Raw genomic sequence first — 11,374 nt, 5'->3', positions numbered from 1 at the left:
CGATATGGCTGCCTGAGTCAAACCGGATAGCCTCCGGAAAACCCGGGACGCTTCAGTCCACTCGGCATCGTTGAGCATGGGGTCCTGAATGAGGCTGGCAAGATCTCAGGACGGGCTCAGTCGGCGGTACGACCTCTTTCGGATGGGGACTTCAATCGTATTATTGACCTTGGCATTGCCGAGGAGGATGAATTCTTACCGCGCGTGGGTGCGATAGCGGATGCATCTAGCGCCGAAGCTGAAATGGTGCGTGAGGAGCGCGTGCCATTCGTTCACGAAATTGAGCGCGATCGCGTCGCCTATCTCGGCTCACGCCTGGTGCGCGATGGTCTGTTTCGGCGGCGGGTTGTGACAGCCTATGACGCCCGCTGTGCAATCACGGGTCTGAAGCTCATCAATGGAGGTGGCAGGGCCGAGGTCGAGGCGGCACATATCCGTCCCGTCGAAAAGGGTGGTCCTGATGTCGTGAGTAATGGCCTCGCTTTGTCGGGAACTGTGCATTGGATGTTCGATCGGGGTCTCATCAGTCTCGCCGATGACCTGGAGGTTCTGGTTAGCCGCCAAGCGAATGACGGCGAGGCGATCCGAGGGCTTATCAATCGCACGGGGTTTGCGCTTCCTCCTGCGCACATGGCTGATCGACCACATCCGAGCTTTTTGAACTGGCATCGCGAGCATTGCTTCAAGCATTGAGAACGGGCTTCCTTCGCTGACCGATCTGAAGTGACATGTAACAAAACCTCTGATAGTCTGATTTTCAATTCGAGGATTTGTTACATGCCTGCCCCCTCTGAACCGCAAAATGCCAGGCTGCTCCGCCTTCTGGGGGCGGGCGCGATGCTGCGCGCATCTGAGCTACGTGCGGCAGGCATCAACCCCCAGACTATCTCCAGGGCGGTTGAAGCGGGAGAGATCGAACGGATCGGGCGAGGTATTTATCAAAAGCCTGATGCTGACGTTGAAGAAGGTCAGATCTTTGCCGAAGCCGCACTCAGAGTGCCCAAAGGAATCGTTGCGCTCGTTTCTGCACTCGCATTCCATGATCTGACTGACCAGATGCCCCGCCGCGTTTGGATGGCGATCGGAGCCAGCGATTGGGCGCCAGTGCAGTCTTACCCGCCGATACGGCTGGTTCGTTTTACCGATGCCTACCTCCGATACGGCATCGAGCACCACGCGATCGCGGGCGTGCAAGTGCCAATCTACACGGTTTCGAAGACGCTGGCGGATGCCTTTCGCAACCCAAAGCTGGTGGACCGGTCAGTTGCCATCGAGAGCCTGCGCGCCGCACTTCGGCTGCGCAAGGCGACACCGGCCATGATTGCTGACGCCGCGAAGATCGGCGGTGCCTGGAAAACGATGCAGCCTTATCTCGAAGCGCTCACCTCCAATGGCTAAAGCGCCCGTCAACATCGCGAAGTCCGTCAAGGATCGCCTGCTCAATATCGCTCGCAGGGAAGGGCGCGTCTTCGACTTAGTGTTGGTACGCTTTGCTCTCGAACGCCTGCTCTACCGCCTTTCCGTGACCGAGCACCGCGATCGGTTCATTCTGAAGGGCGGAATGCTCGTCACCGTCTGGATCGACGACGACAACCGCGTGACGCGAGATGCCGATTTTCTCGGTCATGGCGATCCCGATCCCGAACGGCTGATAGCCGACTTCCGCCAGATTATGGCGGGCGAGGGCGATGATGGCCTTGTATTTGATCTGGATGCATTGTCCGCCGAGGTCATCCGTGACGAGATGGAATATGGCGGGGTCCGTCTGAAGACTGCGGCCTATCTCGAGCGGACACGTATTCCGGTTACGATCGATATCGGTTTCGGGGATGCCATGGCCGATGCTACGCAGCACCTCGATTATCCGACCTTGCTCGACCTACCAGCACCCCAGGTACGATCATATCCTCCCGCCAGCGTCATCGCCGAGAAGTTTCAGGCGATGGTGGCGCTGGGCGTCATCAACGGGCGCATGAAGGACTACTATGACCTGTGGGCCATTCCTCGCGCGATAGCGATCGCCCCGAATGACCTCGATGCTGCGATCCGCGCGACCTTCGAGCGCCGCGAGACTGCAGTTCCGTCAGAGCGTCCACCGGGGCTCTCGTCCGAAATGAGTGGGAACAGCGCGAAGCAGCGGCAATGGCGTGCTTATGCTGCCTCACTCGAGCTTGAAAACCTCTCGCTGGAGGCCGTCATCGATGCAGTATGGGATTTGGTTGGCCCATCATGTGATCGGTTGACTGACAAGGCATAGCGGGCTCCGAAAATTCCAGCAGGCAATGTCTACTATCCCAACTGCGCCGCTGCTACCGCTGCGGGTGCAGCGCATTGCGACGAGACGATCCGGGATATCGGGCTGGATCGAACCGAGACGGTGATGGTCGTGCTTGCGAATAGACGGCAAAATGCGAAGTCTGGCCGATGGGATCAGAGCACCGTATCAGGCCCACACGAACGCGCGGGCAATCACCCTCCAAGGAGGGCCATTATTTTCGAATATGGCTACCACCGCCATTCGGTTCGGCTCAGCTATGGCACGCTTCGGCGATTTGCTTGTTGGTTGGGGGTGGAATTGGGGGTGGCGCTTTTCTTGATTTCTAGAAATTGACAAGAATTTCAGTCTAATAAGTGCCGTCGGCTGATCCCTCCTCCGCTACCAAAAACAGCCATTTTTCAGACAGCACGAAGAGGCGGTTTACACTGTGGTGTAAACTTTTGCGCCCAGCGGTTTCCATTTCCGGAGCTGCGGCGCCCGTCCGTGCATGCGTTTGGCGCACTACCGAATCGACATTACCCGTCTTCGCGATCGATGTTTCGGAGGCGGCGGTATGAGCGCGGTGATCTCCGACTGCGGGCGCTATCGGTATCGCCTTAAGCGGCCCGGCACCACCAATGCGACCAGAACGGCAATCATCATGGTCAACCCATCGACGGCTGACGCTGCCGTCGATGATGCAACGATCCGCAAGCTGCGCGGCTTCGGGGAGCGGAACATGTGGGGGCGGCTGCTGCTGGTGGGTAACCTCTTCGCCTACCGCGCGACCGACGTTTGTGAGCTGGGGAAAGTGGCCGATCCGGTCGGGCCTGAGAACGACGACCACCTTATCCAGATCCTCGCTGAATGCGATCAGGTCGTTTGCGCGTGGGGTCCTGTCTCGAAGCAGCCGAAGTACCAACGCAATCGGTCGCTGAATGTCTAGACCCTCATAAAGGGTGCCGGACTTGATCCTCTCTGCATCGGCCCTGTCGCCAAGTGTGGCCACCCCAAACACCCGCTGATGTTCGGATATGACAACCCCATTCTGCCATGGAGGCACCCCCATGCCTAAGACCACCCCAGAGCGATCTTGCCGAGCGGCAGATCGAGCGCCTCAAGGCCGTAGAGGCGCGTCTTGCGAACGGCGCCCACTATGCGGACGACGACGAGTGCGATCCGCTCTATCTTCAAGCCGTGGCGGCGAGGCAGATTTTAACAAGCGAGATGACCCGCCTGCGCACTCAGCGCGACGACGCCTATGGCGCACTCAGGTCGTTGGCGGAGGGCAATCTCGGCGATCTGCCGTGGCAGGCCAACTACCAGACGGTCAAGCTGGTAGCTTCAATGGCGATACCGCCTGAGCATCGTGCGGTAGCTTCAGCCTTGTTGGCTTCGACTTCTGCAACCTGCACACGAATGTAGGCGGCGACGAGCACGGAGTTTTCGTCATCTTCGTCTGGTTCGACTGCGCTTTCCCATTCTGAGTCGGGCCAAGATATGCGGCCATCGAGGGCGGTGCCTGCGAACGCCGGGATCGCCATGCGGGCGGCGCGGGCCTCGATCTGGACAGCTCGACGTTCTGCATCACGTTCGGCCGCCCAATCGCGGGCTGGCGTTGGTGCGGCCTTTACTTCGATCAGTCGGAAAGTGCCGATTTGCTTGATATCGCTCCCGTCCAAGGCGATGGTGTAGACGCCGACGCACTTTTTCTTGGCCGTCTTGCTCGGCTCATCATGCGAGTGCGGGATCCGCTCCATGCCGTCCGGAGCCTTCGGCCATCCGTTGGTGTACTTCCCGATGCCGGTAGCCAGCAGGCCAGACTTGAAACCGTCCTTCTTTGCGGCGGGTGGCGGCGTGTGACCGATGCCGTTCACGCCAATGGCGGCAGGGTCTTCGCGCAATTGTGGCATGTCGGTCGCGTCTCGCACACGAGGTTGCAACCCAGCAGCGGTGCCGGTATCTCCCAGCGCGACGCGCGGCCTCAAGTCGATCGCGTTTGCCTATGACGAAAATGGCGAGCCGGGCCTCGTTCCGACTAGCGAACCCCGGGCTCTCGAAACCGCGGAAGTGCCCCGGATCACGCAGGACTTTGTCCGCGCCGCGCTCAACCAGCGTGAGGACCGCTAAGGCGGATTGATCGAAAACCGGCTGCGCTTCATGTTGGAGACGCTCGGCGAGATCGGTGGCGCGTGCGTCGGCGTGCGGTTCTCGCCGTTCGGCCGCTTGTTCGACATGGAACCTTATGCCGACGAGGCGCAGCCTTGGGTAGCGCTGGCTACCGCCTTCGAAGCGCGCCCTCTCGCCTATGTCCATCTCAGCGACCAGCTGACGATCGGCGCGGAAAAGATGCCTGAGGATTTCGCCGCTTCTTTCCGCAAGACCTATCGTGGCACGCTCATCGCCGCCGGGGGCAGACCGTCCGGTGCCGGCAGTTCGCGACCCAACTTATGCCCTTGCTGCGGCGGTGAATGAGCGTCCGCTAAACGCAGAAATTGCCATTCGCGGCTAATCTCGGGAACGCCAGGAAAGTCCTCCAAGGCATTGCACGCACCGCAAAATCGACCCTTTTCGGTCGTTCTGCCACCGACTTCGACCGTTTAGGTGCGGAACGTCCGCTCATCTCGCCATGTGCAGCACGGGATGAGAGGATCCGCGTGGAGCCGTTCGAATAGCGCATAAACGGCCTCACCAGTCGACTGATATGCCGTAAAACCGAGCCGCCGGCTTTTTGGCGTGTTCGTAACCACCTCGATCGGTCGGCCAAAATCAGCATCGGTGTGCCGAGGGGATGCGAGACGTAACAAATTCGGCTCAGTCAGACCTTCACGTTCGGCTATCACCCGCCAGATCTCAGCATCATTTGCCATCAACTCATGTCTCTTGCCGGCATCGGATTGGAATCATTGACCCCGTGTGCTGTTTCCGCCCATCTCCGTCGAAGCGCAGTGTTGACGGAGGATGTGGAATTGGATCGGTGGCAAGCCATGAGGATTTTTGTCCGGGTGGCAGAGACTGCGAGCTTCGCCGAGACGGCGCGGCAAATGCACCTCAGCCCACCGGCCGTCACGCGCGCGATATCCTCTCTGGAAGACGAGATCGGCGTGCGGCTCCTTGCGCGGACCACCCGGTCGGTGAAGATGACCGAGGCTGGGCAGCGCTATTTCGACGATTGCAGGCGTATCCTTGCCGATATCGCCGAGGCCGAGGCTTCCGCCGCAGGATCGCACGGCAACCCGGCAGGCACGCTCATGGTCACCGCACCGGTCATGTTCGGGCAGCTGCACGTACTGCCTGTCTTGCTCGAATATCTGGATCTCTACCCGCGCGTAACCGGCAGAAGCCTGTTTCTCGATCGCAGCGTGAACATCATCGAAGAAGGGATCGATGTGGCGATCAGGATCGGCAATCTGCCGCCGTCGGGTCTGACCGCCACGCGCGTGGGCTGGGTGCGCCGCAGGATCTGCGGGTCGCCTGCCTATTTCGCACGGCACGGCGTTCCCCGATCGCCTGCCGACCTTGCGGACCACCGCGTCATCATGCCGACCGGCGCCTGGGTCTCGCCCGAATGGCACTTCGGCCCGGATTCGCGAACGAGCGTCACCGTTCACCCGCGCCTGTTCTGCAACACCATTCAGGCCGCCATCAACGCAGCGGAGCAGGGCTGGGGCATCACCCGCGTACTATCCTACCAGATCGATCCGGCAGTGGCGCAGGGGCGCGTCCAGTCAGTGCTCGACGAGTATGAGGAAAACCCGATCCCGGTCCATGTGGTCCATGGCGAAGGCCGACGCGCCACCGCCAAAGTGCGCGCTTTCGTTGATCTCGCCGTTGAAAGACTGCGTAACAACCCGCTGCTGCAATAGCATATCACCGCGCCATAATTCCACCTAACGGAATAATGACTTCCACATTTGGGAAATTATCGCAGCCACAGGTAAGAATTATACCTCCCTCCAGAAGCTGAAGCAAAGCGCTCAGCGGTTTCGATGAGGGTGGTAAAATGACCAAGCAACTGATCCTGTCCCTGATGCTCGCAAGCGCAGCCATTACCGCTCCGACCGGCGCAATGGCTGCCCCCGCGCAGCAGATCACCATGTCCAGCACGGCGCCGGCGACCGTTCATTACCGCACCGCCACCATCGAGGGCGTGAAGATGGCTTACCGGGAAGCTGGTCCGGCCGATGGTCCGGTAGTCCTGCTGCTCCATGGCTTCCCCACGTCCTCGCACATGTTCCGCAACCTGATCCCGCTGCTGGCGGATCGCTATCACGTGATCGCTCCGGACTACCCCGGCTTCGGCGAAAGCGACGCGCCCGATCACAAGCAGTTCACCTATAGTTTCGGGCACTATGCCGACATGATCGATGCGCTGATGGGCCAGATCGGTGCAGAGCGCTACGCGATGTACGTGATGGATTACGGCGCGCCCGTAGGCTACCGGCTGGCACTCAAGCACCCCGAACGGGTGAGCGGGCTGATTGTCCAGAACGGCAACGCCTATGACGAAGGGCTCGGCGCCTTCTGGGATCCGATCAAGACCTACTGGAAGAGCGGATCGGCCAAGGACCGCGAAGCACAGGCCTGGCTGGTGACACCGAAGGCCACCAAGTTCCAGTACACCGACGGCGTCAGCGACGTGTCGCGCATCAGCCCGGACAACTGGGTCCACGACCAGGCGCTACTCGACCGGCCCGGCAACAAGGATATCCAGCTCGACCTGTTCTACGACTATCGCACCAATGTGCCGCTCTATCCGCAGTTCCAGCAGTTCTTCCGCGATCGCAAGCCGCCGACGCTGATCGTCTGGGGCAAGAACGACACGATCTTCCCCGAGCCCGGTGCGCACCCGTACTTGCGGGATTTGCCGAAGGCCGAACTCCACATCCTCGATACCGGCCATTTCGCCCTCGAGGACAAGCTGGACGAGATGGGTCCGCTGATCCGCGACTTCCTCGACCGCAAGGTCGCGCCGCGCTGAACGCAGGCGGGGGCAGTTGTCACGCTGCCCCGTCTGACGATCTCGCTTCAAACCGGAGATGCACCATGTCTTACGGATTTCTGGATATCGCCATGACCCCCAGCGTCCGCGCGGCGCAGGCCGAGATGGGCGCCGACAGGCAGTGGGCCCATTTCGAGGGGGACCGCGAATTCGACCGGTTCACCGCGAACGAAGCTGCCTTCATCGCCGCCCGGGACAGCTTCTACATGGGCTCCGTCTCGGAAGACGGCTGGCCTTATGTCCAGCACCGGGGCGGCCCCGCGGGATTCCTCAAGATGATCGACGACCGGACGCTGGCCTTCGCCGACTATCGCGGCAACCGGCAATACATCAGCACCGGCAATCTGGCCGCGAACGACCGGGCTTCGCTGTTTCTGATGGACTATCCGCGTCGCATGCGGCTCAAGATCTATGCCCATGTGGACAAACTGTCGCTGGACGAGGATCCGGCGCTGACCGATCTCGTTATGGACAAGGCCTACAAGGCACGGCCGGAGCGTATCTTCCGGTTCCGGCTGAAAGCATTCGACTGGAACTGCCCCCAGCACATCACCCCGCGCTTTACCGAGCGGGAGATCGAACAGGCAATGCGCCCGCTGCACGAGCGGATGGCCGAACTGGAAGCGGAGAACGAGGCGCTGCGCCTCCGCCTCGAACGAAAAGGAGAAGCATGATGGAAAGTTCACGCCCGCCTTTGCCGCCGTTCACGCAGGAGACCGCGATGGAGAAGGTCCGCCTTGCCGAGGACGGCTGGAACAGCCGCGATCCCGCAAAAGTCGCATTGGCCTATACGCCTGACAGCCAATGGCGCAATCGCGGTGAATTCCTGACCGGGCGGCCAGCCATCATCGCTTTCCTGACCCGAAAATGGCAACGGGAACTGGACTACCGGCTGATCAAGGAGCTGTGGGCCTTTCGGGACAACCGCATCGCCGTGCGCTTCGCATACGAATGGCATGACGACAGCGACAACTGGTTCCGTTCCTATGGCAACGAGAATTGGGAATTCGACGAGGGCGGACTGATGCAAAGGCGCCTTGCTTGCATCAACGACACGCCGATCGCGGTGGAAGACCGCCGCTTTCACTGGCCTCTGGGCCGGCGTCCCGACGAACATACGGGTCTTGGCGACCTCGGCTTCTAACGACTGCATCCCGTCTTCCCAGACGAAGTCAAATCATAGCGGTCATTTTCGGGGCTAGCCATTTGCAGGTCGCTGCCGACCCTTCCCGGTCATGCAGCGCCAGACTTGCGCTCTCGATCAGCCGATCCATTAGCGCTGCCGCTTCGGATCGGATGAGGCCAGCACGGGTGCTTCAGGATCGGGGCAACTATATCGATGCGTGCGGTCGGCTGGAGAACGATGACGCAACATTTTCCGATGTGAACCGGAATGACATTTCCGAAGTCCAGGCGACGCGTTCGTGTGACGCAAACCGTCCAGGGAATCTTCGGGTTGTCGGTCAGGGTGTGGAAGCCCGTGATAACATCATAAGGTTCCCGGTCTTTCCGCGTTCAGGAGAGAACTGAGCAGCCTACCGGGGCATCGCGATTTTCGTTTGTCCCTGTACTGGCTCTCTAGGTGCAAACTCCCTGCGACTGTCCCCCAGGAGCGCAAGGCGTAGGGGCCCTTTAATCCGGAAACTGCCCAGCTGCAGCCGCCGACATTGCCGACATATCCAAGATCACATAGGCGGCATATCCTAGCAGGTGAAAACGGAAAATGCTGATATGAGACCGCGCTTCTTAGGGTTAATCGCTAGCTTGTTTTCCTTGCTTGGATGCGCTGATTCGAATGCTCCCATCAAGACGCAAGCGGGAAAGCTGACACAAGATCGGGTTGATGCAATCGTGCGTAAATGCGGAGGGCACAGTGGCATGGCGAGGATCAGCGGGATTGAGCTGACCATTCACCCGAGTAGCGACATAATGATAACCGGCTGCGTATTGAAAGCCCTGCAAGCTATCGGTGAAACGAGCCTTCCGACCGTCCAGAGCGAGATGCATCAAGCCCCCTAAATCGGCGCCCCCTTCATTTGAAATAGACAGCTACTCCGCAGTTCACGCCGATCGAAACCGGACTTCGCGGTGCCCGATTGCACATGAATGAGCGGCGAGTTTCTGGGCGGCTGCTCGGGGCCGCACGCCATCTGTGTCACGCAATTGCACCCCCGGTCGGACCGGCGGATCTACGAAGCGGTTTTTGCTTGAAAGTAAGGGCAGCGCGGCACCGATCCGGAAGAGATCGGCGCCGCGCCATGTTCCTGCAGGAAAGCGTCAGGGGCGCGACGGATAGATTCCGCTAAGCGCTATGTTGGTCTGCACCGCCAGATAGGGGTTCATGATCGAAAACGCCTGGTTGCCGCCCGTGATACCCACCACTACGGATCCCTGCGGCGTGAAGCTGCCACCGGTTATGGCGACCCCGCCGAGATTTACCGTAGTTCCGGTGGTGCCCGCAGGTGCATAGATTTTCACCTGGTTCGGACCGGCATTGGCGCAGTTGGCCAGCAGCGATCCTTCCGCAGGCGTGTTCGTCTGGTTCGTGGTGCCGGTGACCGCCTGGATCGAACCGGTAGCCGAAGTAGTGCCCGCCGTACCCGTGAAGTTCGCTACGTGATTGTGGGCGGGCATGTTGGCGATCGTCAGGGTCTCCGTTTCCGTGCCCGCAACCTGTCCCCAGACGTAGTTCTGTCCGCTAGCAGTGCTTTGTCCTACTCCAAGGAAGGAGCGGCCTGCAGCGTTCGGCAAGGCGAAAGTCGTCGTGCCGTTCCCGCCGAATGAAGTGCCAAGCAGGGAAAACAGCGCGGTATTCTGGGCGATGCCCAGAATTTGTCCGTTGCAGGATGCCCATCCCACCGGGGCAAAGTTGAATCCGACCTGCATTATCTGTCCGATGAACGGCTCGCTCATACTGCCTCCCTGTATAAAACTGCGAATCCGGAAATTTCCATGGTCCATGATTTCGAATAATCATGACAATGTTGTTATTAATTGAAAATCTTGTTTCTTTTTAAAATGTATGAATTTTAAATTATTAGAATTTGGTCCAGGTTGGATGTAAAATTAACTATTCAACAACCAAATTGGCTTCATATTTTTTTGGGAATATTGTTTACTTTTTTGGGTTTGAATGTTTGCGTGTGTCGCATTGGAAGGCCTGATGGGCTTGGCTTTCCGGTCGCTTCGCGCGATGGGGGGAATTCTTATGCTGGGGTTCGGGACTAGGTTCCGTTCGCGCGGCGTCTGGCTTGCCAGCGCACAATTTTGTCGTTGGCTGCGCAATCAGGCTACCGTGAGGTCTGCAGTATTCGTTTCGCTGCATCGAAGTGCCAAAGCAGCTTTGCTCTGTCTTTTGGCTGCGCTCCTCGGATTGCTCCCGAACAGCGTTTCGGCTGCCTCCCCAGGCTGCAACGCGATCAGCGGAATGAGCGGTATTTTCACCATCGACGGCAGCGGCAATGGTACGGAAAGGTTCACGGACCTTGCCGCTCAGCCGGTAGCCGATGGTGAAACCATTACCTATACTTGGTCCGGCAACACGAAAGGCGCTTACGTTTCCATTCTTTGGACCCACAGCGGCGGGACAGCCTATGGGACCGATGCGATTATTGATTCCACGGCTTCATCGGGGTCCGGTCATTTCACCCTGACGGGGACGGGTCCCGGCGACTACTTCCAGGTCGCCGTGATGGATACGAACTTCGACAGCCAAACCAATGTGGCGGCCCGCAACAGCAGTGTTTCGGTCAGCCTGACATGCGCATCCGGCCCCGTTCTTGGCGTCGCGATGAGCCATGTAGGCAACGCGGCGCAGGGCGGGCTGATGAGCTACACGATCACGCCGAGCACTTTGGGAGAGGCGACGACCTCGGCGGTGCTGACGGCCAGTCTGAACCTTCCGGTAGGGATGAGCATTTCGGCGCTGTCTGGTGCGGGCTGGACTTGCACGGCGGCGGGTCAGACGGGGTCGTGCACGCGGACCGGCAGCTTCGGCCCTGGCACGGGTCCGGTCATCAACCTGGTTGCAGCCTTTGCCGCCAATGCGACCACGCCGCTCGTGCCTTCGGTGACCTTGTCCGGGGGCGGGGCGAGCGCTTCGGCTTCGGCCAGCG

14 protein-coding genes are annotated in these 11,374 nt (G+C 59.8%); 11 read left to right on the top strand and 3 right to left on the bottom strand.

Annotated elements, in window-relative coordinates:
* Positions 1-243: 243 nt before the first annotated feature.
* From V7066_RS28290 to V7066_RS28275, 4 genes are all read left to right on the top strand, one after another.
* Positions 244-693 carry an HNH endonuclease gene (locus V7066_RS28290; protein ID WP_334186263.1) on the top strand — a complete coding sequence of 150 codons (450 nt, stop codon included), beginning with the start codon at positions 244-246 and terminating at the stop codon, positions 691-693.
* A gap of 84 nt (positions 694-777) precedes the next feature.
* Positions 778-1,398 carry a type IV toxin-antitoxin system AbiEi family antitoxin domain-containing protein gene (locus tag V7066_RS28285; protein ID WP_334186262.1) on the top strand — a complete coding sequence of 207 codons (621 nt, stop codon included), beginning with the start codon at positions 778-780 and terminating at the stop codon, positions 1,396-1,398.
* Positions 1,391-2,257, top strand: a complete 867-nt coding sequence (locus V7066_RS28280; RefSeq protein WP_147221920.1) for a nucleotidyl transferase AbiEii/AbiGii toxin family protein — start codon at positions 1,391-1,393, stop codon at positions 2,255-2,257. The genes V7066_RS28285 and V7066_RS28280 overlap by 8 nt, the downstream gene beginning before the upstream one ends.
* Positions 2,258-2,831: 574 nt before the next feature.
* A complete protein-coding gene (locus V7066_RS28275; protein WP_334186261.1) occupies positions 2,832-3,203 on the top strand; it encodes a DUF1643 domain-containing protein in 372 nt (123 codons plus the stop codon).
* A gap of 125 nt (positions 3,204-3,328) precedes the next feature.
* Here the strand turns inward: V7066_RS28275 and V7066_RS28270 are convergent, their stop codons facing one another.
* Together V7066_RS28270 and V7066_RS28265 are read right to left on the bottom strand one after the other, a co-directional pair.
* Positions 3,329-3,451 (bottom strand): hypothetical protein, encoded by a 123-nt coding sequence (locus tag V7066_RS28270; protein ID WP_334186260.1) that lies wholly within the window; start codon positions 3,449-3,451, stop codon positions 3,329-3,331.
* Between the two features lie 125 nt (positions 3,452-3,576).
* Positions 3,577-4,170, bottom strand: a complete 594-nt coding sequence (locus V7066_RS28265) for a hypothetical protein (protein ID WP_334186259.1) — start codon at positions 4,168-4,170, stop codon at positions 3,577-3,579.
* Positions 4,171-4,210: 40 nt separating this feature from the next.
* Between V7066_RS28265 and V7066_RS28260 the strand changes: the two genes are divergently transcribed.
* The 6 genes from V7066_RS28260 (at position 4,211) to V7066_RS28235 (ending at position 8,403) form a co-directional block, all read left to right on the top strand.
* Positions 4,211-4,387, top strand: coding sequence for a hypothetical protein (locus V7066_RS28260; RefSeq protein WP_334186258.1), 177 nt, complete (start codon positions 4,211-4,213; stop codon positions 4,385-4,387).
* Positions 4,388-4,393: 6 nt separating this feature from the next.
* A complete protein-coding gene (locus tag V7066_RS28255; RefSeq protein ID WP_334186257.1) occupies positions 4,394-4,732 on the top strand; it encodes a hypothetical protein in 339 nt (112 codons plus the stop codon).
* A gap of 494 nt (positions 4,733-5,226) precedes the next feature.
* Positions 5,227-6,123 (top strand): LysR family transcriptional regulator, encoded by an 897-nt coding sequence (locus V7066_RS28250; RefSeq protein WP_334186256.1) that lies wholly within the window; start codon positions 5,227-5,229, stop codon positions 6,121-6,123.
* 137 nt (positions 6,124-6,260) lie between these two features.
* Entirely contained in the window at positions 6,261-7,238 is a 978-nt protein-coding gene (locus tag V7066_RS28245) for an alpha/beta fold hydrolase (RefSeq protein ID WP_334186255.1), read from the top strand.
* Positions 7,239-7,303: 65 nt separating this feature from the next.
* A complete protein-coding gene (locus tag V7066_RS28240; RefSeq protein ID WP_334186254.1) occupies positions 7,304-7,933 on the top strand; it encodes a pyridoxamine 5'-phosphate oxidase family protein in 630 nt (209 codons plus the stop codon).
* Entirely contained in the window at positions 7,933-8,403 is a 471-nt protein-coding gene (locus V7066_RS28235) for a nuclear transport factor 2 family protein (protein ID WP_334186253.1), read from the top strand. The genes V7066_RS28240 and V7066_RS28235 overlap by 1 nt, the downstream gene beginning before the upstream one ends.
* A 1,133-nt stretch (positions 8,404-9,536) precedes the next feature.
* On the opposite strand, the gene V7066_RS28230 is transcribed toward V7066_RS28235, so the two are convergent.
* Complete coding sequence (locus tag V7066_RS28230; protein ID WP_334186252.1) at positions 9,537-10,172, bottom strand: phage tail protein; 636 nt, start codon at positions 10,170-10,172, stop codon at positions 9,537-9,539.
* A 514-nt stretch (positions 10,173-10,686) separates the two neighbouring features.
* Here V7066_RS28230 and V7066_RS28225 point away from each other — a divergent pair.
* Positions 10,687-11,374 (top strand): hypothetical protein (locus tag V7066_RS28225; protein ID WP_334186251.1); only part of this gene is annotated, 688 nt, incomplete at its 3' end.

It is taken from the genome of Novosphingobium sp. (assembly GCF_036820275.1).
GTDB lineage: Bacteria > Pseudomonadota > Alphaproteobacteria > Sphingomonadales > Sphingomonadaceae > Novosphingobium.
The sequence above is the reverse complement of the archived record's forward strand: the minus strand, read 5'-3'. Positions and strand labels throughout refer to the sequence as shown.